Annotated in this window: 20 protein-coding genes and 1 riboswitch; of the genes, 17 read left to right on the forward strand and 3 right to left on the reverse strand. The window is 25.8% G+C overall.

The annotated features are described in order from the left end of the window. Window positions 1–192 precede the first annotated feature (192 nt). The 10 genes from ACYUET_RS03185 to ACYUET_RS03230 all read left to right on the forward strand — a co-directional run bounded on the left by ACYUET_RS03185 (window position 193) and on the right by ACYUET_RS03230 (window position 10853). Window positions 193–930, forward strand: coding sequence for a GntR family transcriptional regulator (locus ACYUET_RS03185; RefSeq protein ID WP_460277795.1), 738 nt, complete (start codon window positions 193–195; stop codon window positions 928–930). A 34-nt stretch (window positions 931–964) separates the two neighbouring features. Further along, entirely contained in the window at window positions 965–2101 is a 1137-nt protein-coding gene (gene nagA / locus ACYUET_RS03190; protein ID WP_460277796.1) for an N-acetylglucosamine-6-phosphate deacetylase, read from the forward strand. A 13-nt stretch (window positions 2102–2114) separates the two neighbouring features. Beyond that, entirely contained in the window at window positions 2115–2864 is a 750-nt protein-coding gene (nagB, locus tag ACYUET_RS03195; RefSeq protein ID WP_460277797.1) for a glucosamine-6-phosphate deaminase, read from the forward strand. Window positions 2865–3081: 217 nt separating this feature from the next. Continuing rightward, on the forward strand, window positions 3082–4515 hold the full coding sequence (gene nagE / locus ACYUET_RS03200) for an N-acetylglucosamine-specific PTS transporter subunit IIBC (RefSeq protein ID WP_460277798.1): 1434 nt from the start codon (window positions 3082–3084) through the stop codon (window positions 4513–4515). 227 nt (window positions 4516–4742) lie between these two features. Continuing rightward, window positions 4743–5324 (forward strand): hypothetical protein, encoded by a 582-nt coding sequence (locus tag ACYUET_RS03205; RefSeq protein ID WP_460277799.1) that lies wholly within the window; start codon window positions 4743–4745, stop codon window positions 5322–5324. A 247-nt stretch (window positions 5325–5571) separates the two neighbouring features. After that, entirely contained in the window at window positions 5572–5802 is a 231-nt protein-coding gene (locus ACYUET_RS03210) for a hypothetical protein (RefSeq protein ID WP_460277800.1), read from the forward strand. Window positions 5803–6405: 603 nt separating this feature from the next. After that, window positions 6406–6927 (forward strand): metal-dependent hydrolase, encoded by a 522-nt coding sequence (locus ACYUET_RS03215; protein ID WP_460277801.1) that lies wholly within the window; start codon window positions 6406–6408, stop codon window positions 6925–6927. 208 nt (window positions 6928–7135) lie between these two features. Next, window positions 7136–7516, forward strand: a complete 381-nt coding sequence (locus ACYUET_RS03220) for a hypothetical protein (RefSeq protein ID WP_460277802.1) — start codon at window positions 7136–7138, stop codon at window positions 7514–7516. Window positions 7517–7773: 257 nt separating this feature from the next. Beyond that, on the forward strand, window positions 7774–9963 hold the full coding sequence (locus ACYUET_RS03225) for a DNA topoisomerase III (RefSeq protein WP_460277803.1): 2190 nt from the start codon (window positions 7774–7776) through the stop codon (window positions 9961–9963). A gap of 416 nt (window positions 9964–10379) precedes the next feature. Further along, window positions 10380–10853, forward strand: a complete 474-nt coding sequence (locus ACYUET_RS03230) for a hypothetical protein (protein WP_460277804.1) — start codon at window positions 10380–10382, stop codon at window positions 10851–10853. A 95-nt stretch (window positions 10854–10948) separates the two neighbouring features. Here ACYUET_RS03230 and ACYUET_RS03235 read toward each other — a convergent pair whose 3' ends face one another. Then, complete coding sequence (locus ACYUET_RS03235; RefSeq protein ID WP_460277805.1) at window positions 10949–11323, reverse strand: phage holin family protein; 375 nt, start codon at window positions 11321–11323, stop codon at window positions 10949–10951. A 266-nt stretch (window positions 11324–11589) separates the two neighbouring features. Between ACYUET_RS03235 and ACYUET_RS03240 the strand changes: the two genes are divergently transcribed. The 6 genes from ACYUET_RS03240 to ACYUET_RS03265 all read left to right on the forward strand — a co-directional run bounded on the left by ACYUET_RS03240 (window position 11590) and on the right by ACYUET_RS03265 (window position 20406). Further along, window positions 11590–11778 carry a hypothetical protein gene (locus tag ACYUET_RS03240; RefSeq protein WP_460277806.1) on the forward strand — a complete coding sequence of 63 codons (189 nt, stop codon included), beginning with the start codon at window positions 11590–11592 and terminating at the stop codon, window positions 11776–11778. A 164-nt stretch (window positions 11779–11942) separates the two neighbouring features. After that, window positions 11943–12116 (forward strand): hypothetical protein, encoded by a 174-nt coding sequence (locus tag ACYUET_RS03245; RefSeq protein WP_460277807.1) that lies wholly within the window; start codon window positions 11943–11945, stop codon window positions 12114–12116. A gap of 773 nt (window positions 12117–12889) precedes the next feature. Further along, entirely contained in the window at window positions 12890–15817 is a 2928-nt protein-coding gene (locus ACYUET_RS03250; protein WP_460277808.1) for a helicase C-terminal domain-containing protein, read from the forward strand. A gap of 389 nt (window positions 15818–16206) precedes the next feature. Further along, window positions 16207–16308, forward strand: a riboswitch (purine riboswitch). A gap of 193 nt (window positions 16309–16501) precedes the next feature. Beyond that, on the forward strand, window positions 16502–17860 hold the full coding sequence (locus ACYUET_RS03255; RefSeq protein WP_460277809.1) for a uracil-xanthine permease family protein: 1359 nt from the start codon (window positions 16502–16504) through the stop codon (window positions 17858–17860). Between the two features lie 4 nt (window positions 17861–17864). Then, window positions 17865–18437 (forward strand): xanthine phosphoribosyltransferase, encoded by a 573-nt coding sequence (locus ACYUET_RS03260; RefSeq protein ID WP_460277810.1) that lies wholly within the window; start codon window positions 17865–17867, stop codon window positions 18435–18437. 595 nt (window positions 18438–19032) lie between these two features. Continuing rightward, on the forward strand, window positions 19033–20406 hold the full coding sequence (locus ACYUET_RS03265) for an MATE family efflux transporter (RefSeq protein WP_460277811.1): 1374 nt from the start codon (window positions 19033–19035) through the stop codon (window positions 20404–20406). Between the two features lie 134 nt (window positions 20407–20540). Here the strand turns inward: ACYUET_RS03265 and ACYUET_RS03270 are convergent, their stop codons facing one another. Together ACYUET_RS03270 and ACYUET_RS03275 are read right to left on the reverse strand one after the other, a co-directional pair. Next, a complete protein-coding gene (locus ACYUET_RS03270; RefSeq protein ID WP_460277812.1) occupies window positions 20541–20747 on the reverse strand; it encodes a DUF5808 domain-containing protein in 207 nt (68 codons plus the stop codon). 76 nt (window positions 20748–20823) lie between these two features. After that, the gene (locus ACYUET_RS03275) at window positions 20824–21264 is read right to left on the reverse strand and encodes a hypothetical protein (RefSeq protein ID WP_460277813.1); all 441 of its coding nucleotides are present in this window, start codon (window positions 21262–21264) and stop codon (window positions 20824–20826) included. Between the two features lie 525 nt (window positions 21265–21789). Between ACYUET_RS03275 and ACYUET_RS03280 the strand changes: the two genes are divergently transcribed. Next, complete coding sequence (locus ACYUET_RS03280; protein WP_460277814.1) at window positions 21790–25230, forward strand: pyruvate carboxylase; 3441 nt, start codon at window positions 21790–21792, stop codon at window positions 25228–25230. Window positions 25231–25364: the final 134 nt, after the last annotated feature.

Consider the following 25364-nt stretch of genomic DNA (forward strand, 5'->3'; position numbering starts at 1 on the left):
TACTAAAACATACAATAAAAAAATGAATGCTTGTGAATACTTGAAATTATAGTATTTCTTATTAAAGAAGAATAAATAATATAAAAATAATCAAAAATAATAGTTGACTATGAAAACGATATGCTATATTATATTGGTATAGACCAATTGGCATATACCAATTGGCATAGACCAATTAAAGGGCGTGAAGTAGTGAAAAAAATAGATAAAACTTTAAATATACCTTTACACATTCAATTATCTATGATTATTAGAGAAATGATAGAGTCCGGAGAACTGACGGAAGGGCATTATTTAATGCCAGAGAGAGAAATTTGTAAGATTCAAGATGTTAGTAGAATGACTGTAAATAAAGCTATATTAAATCTTGTAAATGAAGGTTTGCTAGATAGAAAACAGGGAAAAGGAACTTTTGTAGCTTATAAGAAGAAAAAATATAAATTTCAAAAATTATTAGGTTTCACTGAAGTAATGTCTCAAAAAGGATTTAAAGTAAAAAATAAAATTTTGAAATTTGAATTAAGTACTCAAAATCATAAAATAAGAGAACAATTGCAAGCAAAAGATGAAAATGAATTGATATATAGGATTGAAAGAGTAAGATATATTGATGGTGACCCTTTTGCGTTAGAAATAGTTTATATATTAAAGAATATGTGTAAAGACTTAACAGAAGAATTAGTTAAAGAAAATTCTTTATATAAATTGTATAGAGAAAGATATCATCATAAAACTAAAAGAGCGGAACAAGTTATACAACCAGTAATGGTAAATAAATATGAAGCTGAAGTTTTAAATCAAGATTTAAATTCACTAGCACTTAAAATAGATAGAGTAGTTTTTACAGATAAAGAAGAAATAATGGAATATACAAGTTCAATATTCTTAAGTGATAAACATGAATATGAAATAGTATTACACGAAAGTTAAAAATAAATTTTTATTATAAAAAGGGGTGAAATCTATGAAAGCTTTAGTAAATGGAAAAATAATAGTAAAAGATAAAATTTTAAGTAATAAAGTATTGGTTTTTGATAAGAAAATAATTGATATATGTGAAAACATTCCTAAAAATTGTGAAGTTATTGATGTTAAAGGAATGATTATATCTCCAGGGCTTATAGATATACACATACATGGTAGTTGTAATGCTGATACTATGGATAAATCAATAGAATCTATTAATACTATAGCTAATGGAATAAGTCAAAATGGAGTCACATCATTTTTACCAACTACTATGACTATGAGTAAAGAATATATATATGAAGCGCTTAATGTTTTAAGAGAATGCATGAATAAAGATAATGATGGTGCTAAAGTACTTGGTGCTCACATGGAGGGTCCTTTTATAAATGTTATTTATAAAGGTGCACAAAATGAAAAGTATGTATTAAAGCCAAGTTTTGAGTTTATAAAAGATTATATAGATGTTATAAAGATAATTTCATATGCTCCAGAATTAGATGAAGAGTTTAATTTTACAAAACAAGTAAAAAGAAATACTGATATTAAATTATCAATATGTCATACTAATGCAACTTATAAAGAAGCAGATGAAGCTATAAAACTTGGAGCATCTAATATAACACATTTGTTTAATGCAATGACAGGTTTAAATCATAGAGAACCAGGGGTAGTAGGAGTCGCACTTATAAGTGATACTTATTGTGAAATCATAGCAGATAAAATTCATGTAGATAAGAATTTATTTGAATTTGTATTAAATAACAAAGGAAAAGATAAAATAATTCTTATAACAGATAGCATGAGAGCTGGATGCATGAAAGATGGTAAATATGATCTTGGTGGACAAGATGTATATGTTAAGGATGGAGCTGCTAGATTAAAAGAAGGAAACTTAGCAGGAAGTGTTTTAACTTTAAATAAAGCAGTTTACAATTTCTTTGAAAATACGGATTTAGAAATTAATGAAGCTATATATATGGCATCATTAAATCCAGCAAAGTCTATAGGAATAGATGATAAAAAAGGAAGTTTAGAAATAGGAAAAGATGCTGATATAGCAGTATTTGATGAAAAAATGGATTGTTATCTTTCAATATCAGAAGGAAAATATATATTTAATAAATTAAATTAGAAGGAGTAAGATTATGAGAATATTAGTTTGTAAAAATTATGATGAAATGAGTAAGAAAGCAGCACAAATGATACTAAGTCAAGTAACATTGAAGCCTGATTCAATACTAGGGCTTGCAACAGGAAGTACACCAATTGGAATGTATAATGATTTGATTGACATGTATAAACATGGAATGATTGATTTTTCAGAAGTTAAAACTTTTAACTTAGATGAATATTATAAATTACCTGTAGATAATGATCAAAGCTATCATTATTTTATGGATGATAATTTATTTAATCACATAAATATTAACCGTGATAATATTAATATACCTAATGGTATGGCTGAAAATATAGAAGAAGAATGCATTAGATATGATGAAAAGATAAAAAAATCTAATGGAATAGACATACAAGTATTAGGTATAGGTAGAAATGCTCATATAGGTTTCAATGAACCAACTGTAAATTTTGAAAAAGGAACTTATGTTGTAGAGTTACAAGAATCTACTAGGATGGCAAATTCAAGATTTTTTAATAGTTTAGATGAAGTTCCTAAAAAAGCTATTACAATGGGAACAGGATCTATATTTGAAAGTAAAAAGATTATGCTTTTAGCATCAGGAAAAGAAAAAGCAAAAGCTATATATGATACAATTCATGGAAAAATAACTCCAGAAGTGCCAGCTTCAATACTTCAACTTCATAATGATGTGGTAGTAATATTAGATGAAGAAGCAGCTTCTTTATTAGATACAAAAGAGTATAAATCACTATAAAATTTAAATTTAAATTAGTGTTGATGTTGTAATAAGCATTGTAAGTAATAGAATTTATTTTAACATCTAAAATAAATTGTGTTTTAATCAAGTATATTAAAAAAAATTCCAATAACTAATTATATTGCAATATTAAAAAACAATCTCCAATATTAAATTTATTATATTATAACATCAACATTAAAACATAATTTTATAAACTAAGGAGGAAAATAATATGCTTAAATTTTTACAACGTATAGGTAAATCCCTAATGCTTCCTATAGCATGCTTACCGATCGCAGGAATTATGCTTAGAATTGGTCAACCAGATGTAATTAATGCTTTGAGTTTTATACCATTTTTAAAAACAATATTACCTTTCTTTGCTTCTGCTGGAGGAGCATTGTTTGATAATTTACCATTATTATTTGCTATCGGTGTTTCAGTAGGACTATCAGATGACCAAAATGGTGCATCAGGATTAGCTGGAGTTATTACTTATTTAACGTTAACTAATGTAACTAAGCAATATTGGAGTATGAACTATGCACCTGAAGTTGCTGCAACTTTAAAAATATCATTTTTAGGAGGTATACTTGCAGGTATTATAGGAGGACTTTCTTATAATAAGTTTAGAGGTATAAAGTTACCAGATTCTTTAGCATTCTTTGGAGGAAGAAGATTCGTCCCAATTATGGCAGGATTGATTGCATTTATAGTAGCAATACCGCTTGGTATGATTTGGCCTTCAATTCAAAGTGCTTTAAGTAGTGCATCAGCTGGAGTTGCAGGAATGGGAGCTATAGGTGTTGCATTATTTGGTATATTTAACCGTTTATTAATTCCAATAGGACTTCACCATGTTTTAAATTCTTTCTTCTGGTTCCAATTAGGAGAGTTTAATGGTGTTACAGGAGATTTAAGCAGATTTTTCCAAGGAGATCCAAATGCAGGACATTTTATGGCAGGATTTTTCCCAGTAATGATGTTTGGTATGCCAGCAATAGCTCTTGCAATATACTTTGCAGCTAAAAAAGAGAAGAAAAAAGAAGTTGCAGGAATGCTTATTTCATTAGCTCTTACAGCATTTTTAACGGGTGTTACTGAACCATTAGAATTCTTATTTATATTCTTATCACCAATTTTATTAATAGCACATGCTTTATTAACAGGTTTATCTTGTTTCCTAGTAGACACTATGGGAGTTTTACATGGGTTTACATTCTCAGCAGGATTTATAGATTACGCATTAAATTTTAATTTAGCAACTAAGCCATTATTAATATTGGCAATAGGATTGGTAATAGGTGCACTTTACTTTATAATATTCTTAACATTAATAAAAAAATTAAACTTACCAACTCCAGGTAGAGAAGAAGATGATGATGAAGAATTCACAGCAAATGAGTCTTTAAATTCGGGAAATGACAATGTTTATGCAAAATATATAGACTACTTAGGAGGAAAAGAAAATATATTAAAAGTTGATAATTGTGCAACACGTTTAAGATTAGAAGTAAAAGATTCAGCTTTAGTAGATGATAAAAAGTTAAAATCTATAGGAGCTAGAGGTGTAGTAAGATTAGATAAATCTAGTGTTCAAGTTATAGTAGGAACAAATGTAGAATTTGTTGCAGATGGAATTAAAGATTTAATGAGAAATAGATAAATAAAATTTTAATAGAAAAAATAAAGGAGTCATAATCAATTATGACTCCTTTATTTATTTAAGGCATAAAATTAAAACATAACATTAAAATAATAGAAATATAAAAATATTTTACAATAATTAAGTAAATGAATTAATGGTAAACAATAAAAATAATAGAAAAATATGTATTGATAAAAAATTTATAAGTTATAAAATAGAATTATAAGGGTATGAGGAGGGGGAATATGAAAAAGGTATTAAGCTTATTTTTAAGTATATTTATTTTAAGTACTTTATATGGATGTAAAAAACATAATAAGGAAGTACAATCATCTATTAATACTGCTTCTGAACAAAGTATTGATGAAAGTAAAGAAGCTAATGAAGAGACAAGTGATGAGGATGGAAAGGGAACAAAAGTACTTTCATCAGAAACAGTTGAAGCTACTAATGTAAGTAATGTAAGTAATAATTCTAATGAAAATATTAAAAAAGAGAGTACATTACCAAGGGCTGATTTTGATAAAATGCGTGAAGAAAATTTTGAACAAAGATACATATGTTTTCCAGAAGCAGAAGTTACTGAAATTGATAACCAAGGTAAATTATCAAGTAATGGTAGTCTGTTAATACTTGAAAAAACTGAGGATTCATATGGGATGTATATAGTAGAAGTAAAAGGGACTATTCCTATAAATGATAAGAATGGAAAACAGATAAAAGAAAATGATAAAATAAAAATAGATAATGCTCTGGTAACAAATAAATTAGTAGAAGATATTCCAGCAGTATCTGTTTCAGAAAATGATATAGAAATAATTAATTAAACTTATAATAACTCTTATTATAACCGTAGCATTTATAAAAAAGCTGAATACTATAAAACTATAAGGTATATCAAAAAATAACAATTCCATCTGTTAAGCCTATTTTCCATTACACTGCGTCAGCAGATTTGTCTAATAGCTCACTATGAAATGAATCTACTTTCTTGCCTAATGAAAAATAATCATGGATTTTGGACTTGTTATTTCCATTTATATGCCTAAAAGAAAACTCTATAGGAGGTAAAAAATGAACGGTTATGAACTAATAATGAGAGTTCAACAGAAAATGCAGGATCCTAAATTTGCAGAAAAGTTTAATAAGGCAGTAACAGAACTTAATAGTATACCAGGTCTTCAACAAGAAGTATTAAAAATAGCACAAATACAAGATGATAAAAAAAGAGAAAAAGCTATGGAAAAGTTACCAAGCAAGGCTAAAAAGTCAGTTAAAGAAATATTAAGACTGCTAGAATGTTAAAGAATATTTTAAATATAAAGTAGATAAGTTTATTTATTGATAAAAAAGAGTTTAACATGAATATAGATAAGCTGCTTAAATATCTACATAATTAAATTAGAATTTAAGCATAATTTATAAAATAATATTGATAGTGTATGTAAAGTTAATAGATATAAAATTAAATTTTTATAATACAAACAATCATTTAAAAATAACAGAATTTTAGAAAATACCCTATAGCATTAGATTAAAAATCTATTCTATAGGGTATTTTTTCATTATTTAGGAAATTATGTTTTTTAAAATCTATGAATAACTTAGATTATATTTTTGATTAAAGATTAAGCAATAAAACTTAAAGAACAAAAATAAAATATAGTCGTCTGCCAGATTTTTCTCACATATGTTCGAAAACCTAGATGCGTAAAAAAATCGACGGATCCACAGTCGCCTTGGAGAAATTTTCATGTTTTAGTAATCCGTATTATTTTAACAGTTTCTTTTGTATAGAATGATTAAAATTTTGGTTATATAGTGAATATATAGTATAATATACGATGGAATAAAATTAAGGCTCATTTAATTCATGCGCCTAAACTAAAGAGAAATAGGAGTATAAAAATGAATTATAAAACTCATATAAATGGAGGGATTTTAGCAAGTCTTTATATAACTTCTCAAGCACATAATGTTGAATTATTACATACAGCTATTTTCATAGGGGGATCAATGCTCGGTAGTCTACTTCCTGATATTGACCATAAAAGTAGTTATATTGGAAATAAAGCTAAACCAGTATCAAGAGTAATAAATAAATTAGCTGGTCATAGAAAATTATTTCATGCACCAATATTTTATTTGATTTTATATTTTATAGCAGATATTTTTATATTAAATAAGTTTGGAATTATTTTTAATAAAGGTTTGTTTTTAGGTATAATTTCACATTTGCTTTTAGACAGTTTTACTATAGGTGGATTACCATGGTTTTATCCAATTAGTAAAAAGAAATTTTCTTTAGGTAAAATAAAAACAAATAGTCAATTAGAATTCACTTTTTGTGGAATTTTAATCTTTGCAAATATATTAATATTATTAGATTTACTTAAGATAACATCTATATTTACATTTACTCAAGGATAGAATGTATCCTGCTGTATTAATAATGTAGATATATTTTTAATAGATTAAAGAATATTAAAGTATATTAATAAATATTATTATAAAAACAGTAAATATATATCAGATAGATTTTTATTATATATGTTTAGAATATATAAATTTATCTGATATACAGTTATTTTGACTATTTTACTGTATATTTTAAATAATTATAAGAGGAAGATATAAAATGGATAAAGAAAAAAACAAATTTTTTATATACATTCCGTTAATTGTATACTTAGTACTTATACCAACATATGTATATACTTATAATAAGTCTTCAAATATATTTTGGGTTGCATTTATAATAGAGAGAGCTTTTTCGTACTTTTATACTGAAAAAGTCACTAATTTATTAGATGATATAGAATATGAAAGTAAATCTGAACTTGGAGTAATAATTATAATACTTATTTTAATATTTATAGGTTTAGGTTTAATTATTTATATAGGTTTTAATTATCCAACATTATTTGTAATTTTAATTATAGGAGAAATAATGGATGCTATATTTAATAAGATAGCTGATATATTAACCGAAGATGAGAATATTGAAAAATTAAAATGATATAAAAGACAAATGGGCTGTCTCAAAAGAAGTTTTAAGTATTTGAGGCAGCTTTATATTAATCTATTTATGAAATCTATTCTATAATTTAACAATATTTAAAAACTAGTCTTAAATAAAATTTTCGATGTATATGGTTGTTATGCTATAATAAACTGTACAATGCAAAAAATAGAACTTTTTTAAAATTTATATTTCATATTATAGAATCTTTAAAAATATTATTAGAAAAGTTCTTTTGAGAAAAGGAGAAAAGAATGAGTAAAATTCTTGTATTAGCTGAAAAGCCTTCAGTGGGTAGAGATTTAGCGAGAGTATTAAAATGTACTCAAAATAAAGGTGGATATATTGAAGGAAATAAATATGTAGTTACGTGGGCATTAGGTCATTTAGTTACATTACTTGATCCTGAAGGATATGGAGATAAATATAAAAAATGGAGCATGGAAACACTTCCTATGTTGCCTAAAAATATGAAGCTTACAGTTATTAAAAAGACAGGAAAGCAATTTAGTGAAGTTAAAAAGCAAATGCTTAGAAATGATATTAGTGAATTAGTTATTGCAACAGACTCTGGAAGAGAGGGAGAACTTGTTGCAAGATGGATTATAGATAAGGTAGGGTTTAAAAAACCTTTAAAAAGATTATGGATATCATCTCAAACAGATAAAGCAATTTTAGATGGATTTAAGAATTTAAAGCCAGGTTCTGCTTATGATAATTTATATAAGGCAGCCCAAGGAAGAGCAGAAGCAGATTGGCTTGTTGGACTTAATGTAACAAGAGCATTAACTTGCAAATATAATGCTCAATTATCAGCAGGAAGAGTTCAATCACCAACTTTAGCCATGATTGTTCAAAGAGAAGAAGAAATAAGTAATTTTAAACCTAAGGATTATTATACTATAATAGCTAAAAATAATAATTTATCTATGGAATGGGTAAATAATGATAATAGTAATAGAACTTTTAATGAAGAAATAGCTAAAAAAATAGTAACAAGTTTAAGAGGAAAAGATGGAGGAGTTTCTGAAATAACTCAAAGTAATAAGAAACAATATGCTCCAGCTTTATATGATTTAACAGAGCTTCAAAGAGATGCAAATAGAATATTTGGATATTCAGCAAAACAAACATTATCAATAATGCAAAGACTTTATGAAAATTATAAAATTTTAACATATCCAAGAACGGATTCAAGATATATTACAAAAGATATAGTTCCAACTTTAAAAGAGAGATTAAAAGCAATTTCAGTAGGTAATTATATGGCTGCTGCAAGTCAAATCTTAAAGGGGAATATACATGCAAATAAAAGTTTTGTTGATGATTCTAAGGTGTCAGACCATCATGCTATAATTCCAACAGAACAAAAAGTATCTTTAGGTATGCTTAGCAAAGAAGAAAAAAATATATATGACTTAGTTATAAAAAGATTCTTAAGTGTATTATTACCACCTTTTGAATATATTCAAACTTCAGTTAATATTAAAGTAGGAAATGAGAATTTTAGAGCTAAAGGAAAAGTTATAAAATCTAAAGGTTGGAAGATGGTTTATGATAGAGAAAATGATATTGAAGAGATAAATGAAGAAGGTACATTAAAAGAACAAGTACTTCCTAACTTATCAAAGGGGGATACCTTAAAGATAAACTCTTTAGAGATTAAAAATCATAAAACTAAAGCACCAGCAAGGTTTAATGAGGGTACATTACTTTCTGCTATGGAAAATCCTCAAAAATATATTAAAGTAGATAAAGAATCTGCAAAAACATTAGGAGAAACAGGTGGACTTGGAACAGTTGCAACAAGAGCTGATATCATTGAAAAACTATTTAATTCATTTGTAATAGAGAAAAAAGGTAAGGATATATATCCAACTTCTAAAGGTAAGCAACTTATAGATTTAGTTCCTAAAGATTTAAAATCACCACTTCTTACAGCTAAATGGGAAAAATCATTAGATGATATAAGTAAAGGAAAAGAAAATGTACATAATTTCATTTCAAATATGAGAAATTATGCAACTGCATTAGTTCAAGATGTTAAATTTAGTAATGATAAATATGTTCATGATAACATGACAGGTAAAAAATGTCCTCAGTGTGGTAAATACATGTTAGAAGTTAAAGGCAAAAATGGTGTAATGAATGTATGCCAAGATAGAGAATGTGGTTATAGAGAAAGTGTATCAAGAATCACAAATGCTAGATGTCCAGAATGTAAGAAAAAATTAGAATTAAGAGGTCATGGAGAAGGTCAAATATATGTTTGCCCAGGATCTAATTGTAATTTTAGAGAAAAAGCATCTCAATTTAAAAAGAGATTTAGTAAAACAGGAAAAGTAGATAAAAGAGAAGTTAATAATATAATGAAAAAAATGAAAAAAGAAGCAGAAGAATTTAATGATAATCCATTTGCAGCACTTTTAAAAGATTTTAAATAAATTTTGAAATAACATTATAGTATAGACTATTGATAGAGGAAGTTGTATTAAGAGAACTTTAAATGTCAGTTTATATTAATAGTTACTTAAAATAAGCTATAAAAACTATAACTGTATCTAAAAATATAAAATTTTAGATACAGTTATTATTTTTGCAATATTTATTAATTAAATGAATATTTTATAATATAAATAAGTTTTTATTTTAAGTGCTTAAATTTTTCTTTATTTAAGAATTATAAATAAATATCTATAGTAATACATTAAATTTTATTTTAAAAAAATTACAAGACGTGTATTAAAATGTAAATTATATAAAGTAGATATATAATTTATATTAGCATTAGTGTTATAGAGATTAATCATAATATTTAAATAGATTTAGAGTTTCTTTAGCAATTTTGGAGGCAAGTGTATTGAAAATCTTAAATTCAAACACTAAAAAAATTAATAGTAAAAAACTTACTAAAGATTATAATATTTATACTCCTGACATAGTTAAAAAATATAAAGCTACGTTTAAAGTTTTACTTAAAATGACTGATGATAGAAATCATACTTTATATATAATGTATGGAAAGGTGAAAAAGTGGTATGAAGATGAAAAAAATTTAAATATTGTTATGGAAAAAATTCATATTAAAACAAAGCTTGGATCATATTTAAGTGGTGGCTGTGGTATTGAAGCATCTCTTTTAGCTAATTTAACTGCAAGTGGGATTTTTGCGTATTCTATAAAATATATAAAAAATTTCACTCCTTTAGCATTGATTTTTTATTTAAGTGGGGTAACTCTTTATGGAGTTACTGTATTGTGGAGAGAAGATAATCAAGTGGAAATGTATAATATGTTTTTAGAAGTATTAAATGAACTAGAAAATAATATATAAACAATAAATTTTTTTAAAATGTAATTAAATAATAAAATAAAAGAAAGGTAACATTGAGTTTATCAATGTTACCTTTGTATACTATTAAATAAATTTTACATTGCTCTAGTAGGGAAAATGGCATCTAAGATACCAATAACTATTGCTGATAATATAGCGCCCATTATAGACACACTCATATTAGGAACAAAAAATTGAGTTAGATATATTATTATAGCAGCAACAAAGAAACCTTTAATTCCTTTTCCAAAAGGAGATGCATCAATACCCATCAATAGTTCTATTACATAGTCTAAAACACTTATTACTACTGCAGCTAGTAACATAGACCATAATCCATTAATGCTAAACCCTGGAGTTAGAAATGATGTTATTGATAAAATAATTGCAACCAATACCATCCTTCCAAACCATTTTAAGATACTACCATTGTGTGAATGTTCTCTTGAGTGATATTCTTTATGCACCATTGTAAAGTACCTCCTTTAAAATAAGTTTTACATGAACATAATATATCATGAACATATTATTATTGTGCTCATATTTTTTATTATTATAATCAAATATATTAATAAAACTAGTTTTTTAATTGGAAGTAATGCTAATTCATTCTTACATTTTAATTTTTAAAATATAATAAAGGAAGCTTTATTTTATGTAATATATTAGTAAGGATTTATGCGAATAAAACTATATTTTCTACACAAAATACTATTGTAGAAAGGATGTGTTTAATATGTATAGACCTAAAAGATGTTGTAGTGAAGAAGAAAAAAATGTTAAGCGTTATAGTGGAGAAGGATATCATGAAATTGGAATGGCTTCAGATCATTCAATGTCAGATTTAGCATCTAATCCTCTAACTGAAAATTATCATGTTAAAGGATTTAATGATGTGGCAGGGAAACGGTCTGATTCTAATTAATAAAAATAAATAATATAAAATTATTTATTTAATCTGAAAACATATAACATGTTGCTGATTTTTAATTTGATTTAATGTTAATATTCAACAACTAGTTTTTCTTAAGTAAAATTTCTTCAAAAATATTTTACACAATTTATTTGTGCAGAGAGGAAGTGTTTCTTATGAATAATGGAAATTTAAATTGTTGTCATAGAACTAAGAATCAAAATCAGGAAGCAAAGACAACTTCAAAAAAATCAGCAGTATGTAATGATTGGATATCAGGACAACCAAATTATGATGTCAAAGAAGCAAGTAAAAAACATGAAAAAACTGCTACTAATAACCAATGGTAATTTTGTTCTAAAGGAAAACATCTATATTTAGAATATAAGTTTTAAACTTACTCCTTTCAAAAATAATAAATATTAAACTTTTTATATAATATATCAAATAAAACTTTTTATATCAGATAAATATTATTTTCGACCTAGAAGTAAATACTTTATAGGCATTTAATTATATCTGAACTTTCAAATGGTTATATGATTAATATTTTAACTTTTAAAAGTTAAAATATTAAAAATAATACTTATTGAATAAAAAAGGTAATATTGTTAAATAAATAATTTAATAATATAGTTTGATGCTAAATATAATAAAGTAAATTTATTATTTTGGAAACCTCTAGAGGCAATAAATATATTGTTTCTAGAGGTTTTTTATTTGGTTAAAAGTTATAAAATTTTTAATTATAAATTAAAGTATATAAAAATTTATTTTTATAAGATTATTTACTTTGGGAAAATTTTTAGTATGATATAATTCTAATATATCTAAAATATATAAATTTTAATAAAGTTTGTTTATTAGTATAAATTTTAAAATATTTATAAATAACAAGACTTATTAGTACAATGATGAACTTATATAGAAAATTTATGATATATATGATTATAAGTAGATATTATTAATTAAAGATATACTTTACTATATAAATTATTAAAAGATTATAAATGTATTAATTTAATTAGAACATATATATTAAAAAAATCACTAAAAATATTGGATTTAATAAAGTTAACTTAAATTAAATTTTATAATTAAAGTTAACAAATAGGAGCAGAAAATGATAAAAGATTTAAATAGTATTTTAAATAATGTTATATATTTAGACATTGAAACTACAGGACTAGATGGAGAAAGTTGTGAGATAATAGAAATTGGTGCTGTTAAAATTAAAGATTCTACTATTACAACATATAATACTCTTATAAAGCCAAAAGAAAGGGTTCCTATAAGCATTTATAAGCTTTGTATTGGTTTAAATGAAGATGATTTATTAGCTGCTAGAAGTTTAGAAGAGATAAAGAGAGAGGTAGTAGAATTTTTAGAAGATTTACCATTAATATGTCATAACGGAGGCTTTGAAAAGAAGTTTTTATCTTATCATATTCCAGAAATTAAAAATAGAATAATGGATTCTATGGAACTTGCTACTATTTTAGAACCTTGGAGAAAGGAATATAATTTAGATTATTTAATTAAAAATGTAACTAATTTAGATAAAAACGAACTTCATAGAGGTCTTGAAGATTCAATAGATACTTTAAAAGTTGTAAATGCCCTTCTTTGTAGACAATGGGTTAGGGAAGAAAATACAAAATCTAAAAAGCAATTATATAATATTATTAATAAAGAATATGAATTTTTAAAATCTTGGGAATGGAAAGAACACCTATTAAAACCGATTTTATTTAATCCAGAGGAATATTCATATGTAAATTATGAAGAAGAGAAAAAAGATGAAATTAAATTAAATAAGATAAAAATAGATTATGATAAGTTTGAAGAATTATTGATAAATGAAGATATATGGAATAATGGTGGAGATTTTGGATATCAGTATAGAGAAGATCAGAAGAACTTTTCAAAAAAAATCAGAGAAAATATTGAAAATGAAGAAAAAATATTTATAGAGGCTCCAACAGGTAGTGGAAAAACATTTGCATATTTACTTATAGCATTAACAAAAGCGTATATAAATAAGAAAAATAAAAAACTAAATGATGCAAGTTACTTTATTTCAACAAATACAAAAGAACTTCAAAATCAACTTATTGATAAAGATATACCCATGTTACTTAAAAAATTAGGTCTATATGGGAAATTGAACTATGGAGCCATGAAGGGTAAAGGTAACTATATTTGTATAGATAGATTAAATAAATGTGATCAATTAAAGGAGAGTAAAGAAGGAAATCTTACAGATTTATTTTTAAGAAGATTATGTTCAGAAGGAAAGTATGGAGATATAGAAAATATAAGTTTTTGGGCATATAATCATTATGAAATTGAAAAATATTTAAAGTTAATAAACTGTGACAATGATTCATGTAATTTAGATAGATGTACAAAATTATGTTATCTAAGAAAAAGATATAACGAACTTCCTAATGAAAATATAACAGTAATTAACCATTCTTTATTAGCATGTTATCCATATTCTGAAAAAAAGAAGATAAATCATTTAATAATTGATGAGGCACATAATCTTATGGAGAAATGTTATGATTTCTTTTGTGAAGAATTTTCATCCTTTGATTTTATAGAATTATTAAATCAAATAGAAAAAGGACATCCAAGTATTTATATGCAACTTAGAAATTTAAATGCTGAATTTGGATATAGAGAGACTATAGAATTAGATAAATTAAAATATTTAGTAGAAGATATTAATACTAATATACTTATTTTAATAAATGAATTTAGAAGGATGAATCTTGTTGAAGGAAAATATAATTTTGTTACTGAGTTCTTCTTACCTAGAGAGGAATTAAAAGTTTCAATGGAAGCTTTATCTATGCAAATATCAAATTTAAAAGAAAGTATATATAGATTATATAAGATTTTAAATGATTATGTTAAAAATATTACACTAGAAGATGAAACTAATGGTGATAAGGATTATAAAAATTTATCAGAATACATAAAAAAGATAAAAGATACTTTTGATATATGTGATAAATTTTTAGAAAAGAGCACATTTTATGCAAAAGAACTTGAAATAGAAGTAGATTACAATGGATTTATAATAAGAAATATACCTTTAAATGTGGGAGAATTAGTTAATGAGCATATGTTAAAAGAAGTTAAAAGTACTACTTTTGTATCCGCAACATTAAGAATAGAAAACTCCTTTGAAAAGATAAAAAAACATTTAGGCCAGGAAAATTCAGAAGATTTTATAATTCCTCCAACATTTAATTTAAAGCAAAGAACTAAAATATTTGCATTAAATGATATTGGATCGTATGATAGTCCAAATTATATAAAGAATATTGCTGAATTTATATTTAATACAGCTAAAAAGTTAAATGGACATATTCTTGTATTATTTAATAGTAATCAAAGAAAACAAGAGGTATTTGAAGAATTAGATTTATTAACTAGGGGTACTAAAATAGAAGTTCATACTAATAGAAAGGCGATTCCAGCTTTAAATGACAAAAATAGAATAGTTATAATCTTAGGAGGACAAGGATTTTTTGAGGGTATAGATATTGCTGGAGAAGGATTAACTTGTGTAATGCTTGATAAACTCCCTAATCGAAGTATAGAATATCCTATTTTAAAGGCGATAACTACTTATCAGAATAAAAAATATCAGGATGTTAATTACCCACAATTATGTATAAAACTTAAACAAATATATGGAAGACTAATTAGAAGTAATTTTGATTATGGTTATTTTATAATATTAGATCCAGGTAAAAATCCAAATACAATAAGAAATATAGAAAGAGATCTTGGAGGACCGGACATTCAAATAGCAGGGTGTAACAGAGTACTAGGTTATATGGATTATGATTATGGAATTTGGAAAAAGTATAATTTGAGTTTGCTTTTAAAAGATATAAAAAGTAATGAAAAAGATATAGAAAAATATTTTAATAATGAAGCTAAAAAGCATAAAATGTTTTGGGAATTTTTAGGCGTAAAAGATAATCAATGTTATTTTAGAAATATAAATTATAATTTAAAATCTAAACTATAGTCTATTAAGATTACTTTACATTAGAGAATAATTTTAATATATGAAGTTAAATTTTTTAGATTTAAATATGTTAAAATTATAATAGTTTTTAATAAGATATTATATTGAAACATGAATATAATTAGGGTATATTTAATTTCAAAATATATAAGTTTCATTAAAATTTATTCATTTATATAAATGCATCAAGGGCTTACATGGAAAATTTACTATATATATATTTTTTTTAGAAAAGTATTTAAAAAGAAAATAATTGTCTTATAAAAATAATTAAAACTGATAAAAAAACTATATAATTATTAAATAATAAATATTAAAATTGATATCTACATATAAAAATTGCAAAAAAAATTATATGTTTGAATAAATAGTTTTTATGTGATATAATTTCAACAACCATACAAAAGACTCGTATATTTCCGATAATATGGTTGGAAAGTTTCTACCTGCTAGCCGTAAATTAGCAGACTACGGGGTATTGTTATAATTTTAGATGTAATTATTTATCTAGAAATGCAACACCTCAATTATTATAATTGAGGTGTTTTTTTTATTCTTTAATAAATTACAAAAGTTAAAAGTTTAGCATAGCTATTTTGTTCCTTATAAAGTAGTTAGAGGTATTTATCAATAATTACGATGTCTTAAGTATGAGTATACAGTTACGAAGGGGGATAAAAAATTATGCAATTAACTAAAAGTGAAGAATATGGATTAAATAATAAAATCCATGTAGAAGATCAAGATGATATACAATTACTTTATGGCATCGATGATAAGCCAAGCTTAACTATGCAAATTTTATTAGGATTACAAAATATATTTGCAGCATTTGGGGGAATTATTGTAGTTCCATTAGTTATTTCGAGTGCATTAGGATTTGATTCAGCTACATCTACAGCACTTATGAGTGCAACAATTTTATCAGCAGGTTTAGCTACATTTATTCAGTCAAAAGGAATAGGACCAGTTGGAGCTAGAGTAGCATGCATAATGGGAACAGATTTTACGTTTGTAGCTCCTTCAATAGCAATTGGAAGTGTTTTTGGACTTCCAGGGATATTAGGTGCAACAATATTAGGAGCTTTTGTAGAAGTAATCTTAAGTTTTCTTATAAGACCATTAATGAAGCTATTTCCACCATTAGTTACAGGTACTGTTGTGTCTTTAATAGGACTAACATTACTTCCGGTATCTATGGATTGGGCAGCAGGAGGAGTAGGTTCACCTGAGTATGGAAGTTTGATTAATATTGCAATAGCAATGATTGTAATGTTTGTTACTTTAATTTTAAATAGATATGGAAAAGGATTAATAAGTAGTGCTTCGATTTTAATTGGAATGATAGTAGGTTATATTATATGTGTTCCTTTTGGAATGATAGATATGACTTCAGTTAAAGAAGCAAGTTTCTTATCATTTCCTAAGATATTTTCATATGGAGCAGTTTTTGATTGGAAGGTAGTAGTACCGTTTATACCTGCATATTGTGTTGCAACTATAGGAACCGTTGGATGTTTAAAAGCCATAGGCGAAGTCTCAAGAACTAATATGGATGATAAGAAAATTGGTGCTGGTGTTTTATCAGATGGTGTTGGAAGTATGCTAGCAGGTGTACTTGGAACATTTCCTAATACTTCGTTTAGTCAAAATGTTGGATTAATACCTTTGACTAAAGTAGCTAGTAGACATGTTGCTGTAATGGCAGGGATTATGTTAATGATTTTAGGATTTTTCCCTAAATTTGCAGCTCTTATAAATATAATGCCACAACCTGTTTTAGGTGGAGTTGGTATAGTTATGTTTGGTACTGTGGCAGCATCAGGAATAAAAACTTTAAGCAAAGTAAAATTAAATAATCGTAATTTATTAATAGTTGCAACATCGCTTGGACTAGGAGTTGGAATTACATTTAGACCAGAATTTATAGGACAATTGCCTGAAGGATTAAAAATGTTATTTGCATCAGGAATTTCAACAGGAACAATTGTAGCTTTAATTTTAAATTTAATATTAAAAGAAGAAAAAAGTGAGGTAGAATAGAAACATGGAAAGCTTACATAAACGTATATTAGAAGAAGGAAAAGCATTATCAGAAAATGTATTAAAGGTTGATTCATTTTTAAATCATCAAGTAGATCCTGATTTAATGTACGAAATGGGAACATATTTTAAAAAATATTTTGAAGAACATAAAATAACAAAAATATTTACAATAGAAAGTTCAGGTATAGCACCAGCTGTTATGACAGCGATGCAAATGAACTTACCTATGGTTATATTAAAGAAGCAAGGTTCTAAAATATTAAAAAGTGATGTATATCAAACAACAGTACATTCATTCACTAAAGATATGAATTATGAATTAACACTGCAAAAAAAATACATAAATGAAGATGATAATATATTAATTATAGATGACTTTTTAGCTAATGGAGAAGCTGCTTTAGGTGCAGCTAGATTAGTTGAAGGAGCAGGGGCAAAAGTTGGAGGAATCGGAATTGTAATAGAAAAATCATTCCAACCAGGACCACAATTATTAAAAGAAAAAGGATATGATGTATATTCTTTAGCAAGAATAGCCAAGCTTGGTAAAGGAAACATAGAATTTGTAAAATAATAAGTGGTATTATTGTTAGATAAAGTACATAAATAAAAAATATATAAACACAGAAGACTATCTCAAATTCATAAATATGTTATTGAGATAGTTTCTTTTTATTATACGATGAGTTTAAGCACAATCAAAAAAATAACAAGTCCATCTGCCAGCCTATTTTCCATCATCCTGCGTCAGTAAAATGCCATAATAGGCCCGCTATAATGGCACTTCACTTGCTTGCCTGATGAAAAATATTCATGGCAGTTTTTGACGTGTTATTTATTTTTATGTGCCTTAGAAAAGTTATAAATTATGTTTTAATTACAGTGAATTTTTAATTTAAATGACATAAGAAAATTAGTTTAAAAACAATTTTAATCTGCTAACCTTAATACAGATATTTATTTTCTAAAAAATTAGGCAAATAGAATAAAGTAATAGATGAACATAATTGTTTATATTTTTTTGAATATATCTTAAATAAAAATAATAAAACATATTAACTTAATTAGAAAATATATATTAAATTAGAAAAAGTAACTATTTTATGATAGTATGTTACTTGGAATTAAAGGAATTAAAATTTAACTACACAGGATAAGGGGGAGGAATAATGACAACTACAAAGTATTTTAACAGTATGATAAAAGATAAAGCTTTTATTAGTAAAACTATAGCAATTGCAATTCCAGTAATGTTACAAGCTTTACTTAATACAACTTTAAATCTTGTGGATACTATGATGATTGGGCAATTAGGGGAAAGTACTATTGCAGCTGTAGGACTTGCAAATAAAGTGTTTTTTGTATTTACATTATTATTATTTGGAATTGTAAGCGGATCTTCAATATTAACAGCTCAATATTGGGGAAAAAAAGACATAGTAAATATAAGAAGAGTTTTAGGGATGTCTTTAATTATTGGATTAGTAGGTTCAATTATATTTGTTGTTCCTAGTTTAATATGTCCAGAAATGGTTATGAGAATTTTTACACCAAGTGGATCTACAATAGAGACAGGAGCTGCATATTTATCAATTGTTGCACTTAGTTATCCTTTAACAGCAGTAACAAATGCGTATATATCACTTTTAAGAGCTGTAAACAAAGTGAAAGCACCAGTTGTAATAAGTTTATTTTCAATTAGTATTAATGTAATATTAAATTATACGTTAATATTTGGACATTTTGGAGTATCAGCCTTAGGTGTTAGAGGTGCCGCAATTGCAACATTAATTGCTAGAATTTTTGAATGTATATCTATTTTATTAGTAGTTTATTTAAATAATGGACCAGCTGCTGCTAAGTTAAAAGAACTTATAGCATTTAATAAACAATTTGTAAAGATGTTCTTTATTACTGTATCTCCAGTAATTGCAAACGAATTTATATGGGGATTGGGTGTTACTATGTATTCTCTAGTATATGGAAGAATGGGAGATGGAGCAGTTGCAGCTATTACTATTACACAAACAGTTGAACAAATAACAGTTGTTATGTTCCAAGGGATTAGTGCGGCTACAGCGGTTATATTGGGAAATGAATTAGGTGCAAATAAATTAGAAAAAGCTGAAAAGCATGCAAAATACCTTATTACATTACAATTTATGTTTACAATAATGGTAGGAATAATATGCTTTTTTAGTAGATGGCCATTAATCAAATTGTTTACTGTCAGTGATTTAGTAGCAATAGATATAAGTAAATGTTTAATAGTATTCATACTTTATTTACCATTTAAAATGTTTAATTTAGTAAATATAACAGGAATTTTAAGAAGTGGGGGAGATACTAAAGCTGCATTATTTTTAGATTTTACAGGAGTATGGTTTATAGGTATACCATTAACATATTTAGGTGGAATAGTATTTGGATTACCTATATATTGGGTATATGTATTAGTTTTAGCAGAAGAAATATATAAATTTGTTTTAGGAACTAAAAGATATAAACAGAAAAAATGGGTTAGAAACATTGTTGATGTATAAACTTATATGATAAAGAAAAATTGTGTTTTAAATAGAATAGTAATATTTTAGTATAAAAAGGTTTCTAAGTTTTAATTAAAGTTTTCTCTTTAACTTGAACTTAGAAACCTTTTATTTATAATAAACTTTATCATTTACTTTAAAAATCCAGTAATACTCAATAACATGATTATTATGATAGCAGGTGCAAATAATAGTGCTATTATCCACCGCCCTAGTTTACTTGCAAAATTAACAGTAGTTCCAATACCATTTCGTTTATCTACAGATGCAGAAGGATTATCTGGATTATAATAGAAAATTCCTAATTTCCAATGCTTAGGATCATTATTTTTATTCATTTATAATGCACCTCCATTATATTTATAAAACTTAATAAAACTGTGTTTATGTTCTTTTTAAGTTGAATATTTTTTATTATTCTAAAGTTATTTTTTCCATATATTCACGATTAAAACTATTATTAAGCACTTTATATGTTTTATAAAAATCACTATCATTATAAATAATTAAGTATTCTTTACCAAGCGTATAAATAGATAAATTATTTTTACCACTTTCATAAATACATATTTCATAAGAACCTTTAGTTCTATTTTTTGATGTATCTCCAGAATATTCAATAAGTTCTACATTTGAAAGATGAGATAAAATACCTTCTATCTTATTTTTATCTTCAATATAATTTTCAGTTCTAGAATTAATACCTCTAATATAAAGTTTGTTTATATTTTCTTTATGACAATGAACAGAGAAAATATTATCAAGAGTTATGTTTTTAGGATGAAAGTAATATAGTAAAAAAATTGTTGAAATAATTATTAATATAAATATACTATACTTTTTAAAATTTTTCATAGGGGATCTCCTTATATAAGAAATTTTGAGTTTATTTAATTATATCAATTTAATTCCATTAATAAAATAATTTTACTATTATTATTCGTTGTTTCACTATTTTAAAATATTGTTTATAGTGATAATAAGCAGTAATTAAGTATATTAATTAAGATTAATACAGAAAATAAGTTTTAGATGTAATTGTAATTTTATTTATATAATATTACGAACTTTATTAAAAAATAAAAAATGATTCTACAATATATTTAGATTAGATATCTAAATATATATTTTATATTAAAGTATTGATATAATAAGTATTAAATAATATATAATTATCTATAAAATTACATAAATAATATTATAAATAACGAATATTAAGTGTTAAATTGCTTGGAATGTGCTATAATTTGTATATTATTATTTAATTAAACATAATATTGGTTTAATAATGATTTAAACTATAATTTTTATATTTAGTTTATTTTTAATTATAAATTATATGGATAACTAAATTAAAAAGCGTTAAAGGAGTGTATTTTATTGGGGAAAAAATTTAAAAGAGTGTTAGTTGCTAATAGAGGAGAAATTGCGATAAGAATTTTTAGGGCTTGTCATGAACTTGGAATAAGAACAGTAGCAATATATTCAGAAGAAGACAAACGTGCTCTTTTTAGAACTAAAGCTCACGAAGCTTATCAAATTGGTAAAAACAAAGGTCCTGTTGAGGCTTATTTAAATATTGATGAAATTATAAGTCTTGCATTAAAGAAAAATGTTGATGCAATACATCCAGGGTATGGTTTTTTATCAGAAAATGCTGAATTCGCAAGAAGATGTGAACAGGCAGGTATAGAGTTTATAGGGCCAACATCAGACATGATGGAGCAACTAGGAGATAAGATTAAATCAAAAATAGTAGCTAAAAATGTTGGAGTTCCAGTAATACCAGGAATTGAAAAACCAATAACATGTGAGGAAGAAGCAAAAAATGTTGCAAATATGTGTGGTTATCCTGTTATGATAAAAGCTGCTGCTGGTGGTGGTGGTAGAGGAATGAGAATTGTAAGAAAAGAAGAAGAACTTATTGAAGCTTTTAAAAATGCTAAAAATGAAGCTAAAAAAGCTTTTGGTATAGATGATATGTTTATAGAAAAGTACATAGAAGGACCAAAACATATTGAAATTCAAATTCTCGGAGATAAACATGGAAACATAGTTCATCTTTATGAAAGAGATTGTTCTATTCAAAGAAGACATCAAAAGGTTATAGAAATTAGTCCTGCTTTATCTTTAACACAAGAAAAAAGAGAAGAAATATGTCAAGATGCATTAAAAATAGCTAAACATGTAAATTATAGAAATGCAGGAACTTTAGAATTTCTAGTAGATATGCATGGAAATCATTACTTTATAGAAATGAATCCAAGGGTACAAGTAGAACATACAATTACTGAAATGACTACTGGAATAGATATAGTTCAAAGTCAAATTTTAATAGCACAAGGATATGAATTAAATTCTAAAGAAATAGGAATATATTCTCAAGAAGATATAAAGCCAAGAGGGTACGCTATTCAATGCAGAATAACAACTGAAGACCCATCAAATAATTTTTCTCCAGATACAGGAAAGATAGATGTGTATAGAACTTCATCTGGATTTGGAATAAGACTTGATGGAGGAAATGGATTTAGTGGAGCTATAATTAGTCCATATTATGATAGCTTACTTGTTAAAACAACTTCATATTCTAGAACTTTTGAAGATGCAGTTAGAAAATCTATACGTGCTATTAAAGAGACAACTATTACAGGAGTTAAAACAAATGTAGATTTTTTAATAAATGTATTAAATAATGAACAATTTAAAAAAGGTGAATGTGATACTAATTTTATATCAGAAAATCCTCAATTGTTTGATATAAGTCCAAGAACTGATTCAGAATATAGAATTTTAAAATTTACTGGAGAGAAAATAGTAAATGAAACTAAGGGAATAAAAAAAGAATATGATGTTCCTGTAATTCCTAAAATAGAAACATTAGACGGATTATTTGGAACAAAACAAATATTAGATTCAGAAGGTCCAGAAGGCGTTGTGAAATGGATTAAAAAGCAAAATAAGTTATTACTTACTGACACTACTATGAGAGATGCACAACAATCTTTAATGGCAACTCGTGTTAGAAGTAGAGATATGATAAATATTGCAAAAGCAACAGCTAAATATGGAAATGATTTATTCTCACTTGAAATGTGGGGTGGAGCTACATTTGACACTTCATATAGATTTTTAAAAGAATGTCCATGGAAGAGGCTTGAAGAATTAAGAAAAAGAATACCTAATGTTATGTTCCAAATGCTTATTAGAGGAGCAAATGCTGTAGGATATAAAAATTATCCAGATAATGTTATAAGAGAATTTATAAAAGAATCTGCAAATAGTGGAATAGATATATTTAGAATATTTGATTCACTTAATTGGCTAAAGGGAATAGAAGTATCATTAGATGAGGTATTAAAGTGCAATAAAGTAGCAGAGGTTGCTTTATGCTATACAGGAGATATTTTAGATACTAATAGAGATAAATATACACTTAAATATTATGTAGATAAGGCTAAAGAAATTGAAAAGATGGGTGCTCATATTTTAGCTATAAAAGATATGTCAGCATTACTTAAACCTTATGCAGCTAAAAAGCTTATAAAAGCTTTAAAAGATGAAATTTCAATACCAATTCATCTTCATACACATGATACTACTGGTAATGGTGTGGCAACAGTATTAATGGCAGCAGATGCAGGTGTTGATATTATTGATACAACTTTTAATAGTATGTCAGGACTTACAAGTCAACCAGCTTTAAATTCAATTGTTGCTGCTCTTGGAAATACAGATAGAGATACTGGTATTGATTTAGGCGGAATTCAAAGATTATCTGATTATTGGGATGCTGTAAGACCAGTTTATAGCCAATTTGAATCAGATTTAAAATCAGGAAGTGCTGAAATTTATAAATTTGAAATACCAGGTGGACAATATTCAAATTTAAAACCACAAGTTGAAAGTTTTGGACTTGGACATAGATTCAATGATGTTAAAAAGATGTATAAAAAAGTAAATGACATGCTTGGAGATATAATAAAAGTTACTCCTTCATCAAAGATGGTTGGGGATATGGCTATATTCATGGTGCAAAATGATTTAACACCAGAAAATATATACGAAAAAGCGCAAAGTTTGGCTTTCCCAGATTCAATAGTATCATATTTTAAAGGTATGATGGGTCAACCAGAAGGTGGATTTCCTGAAAAACTTCAAAAACTTGTTTTAAAAGGGGAAGAACCTATAACTGTTAGACCTGGAGAATTATTACCATCAGAAGATTTTGATAAGATTGAAAAGTATTTAAAGGAAAAATACAAATATACTCCATCAAAGAAAGATTTATTAAGCTATGCTCTATATCCAGAAGTATTTGAAGAATTTATAAACTTTGTATTAGAATATGGAGATGTAAGCCGTGTAGGAAGTGATGTATTCTTCCATGGATTATCAGAAGGTGAAACAAGTGAAATTGAAGTTGCTGAAGGTAAAACAATGATTGTCCAATTAATAGAAATAGGTAAGTTAGACAATGAAGGATACAGAACTTTAGATTTTGAAATAAATGGAAATAGAAGAGAAATTAAAATAAAAGATAAGACTGAAAGAGCTACAAGTGCTTTAAGTTTAGATAGTGCATCTAAAATGGCTGATCCTTCAAATAAATTAGATATAGGTGCAAGTATACCAGGTAATATTATTAAGATACTTGTTAAAGAAGGCCAAGAAGTTAAAGAAGGTGAAAGTTTAGTTATTATAGAAGCTATGAAAATGGAAACCAATATTGTAGCTACTGCTAATACTACTGTTGAAAGTATCTTAGTAAAAGAAGGTCAACAAGTTAAAACAGGAGAATTATTAGTAAAATTAAAATAATTCTCATATATAGTAAAATTTTTATATATAAGTTCTATGCTATATTTATATGAATGAACAAATTTTGATAAAACTTATATATTTAAAATAGTAAAAGAGCTATCTCAAAAAACATATTAATTATGTATTTGAGA

The sequence above is a fragment of the Clostridium sp. CTA-5 genome, assembly GCF_054768135.1.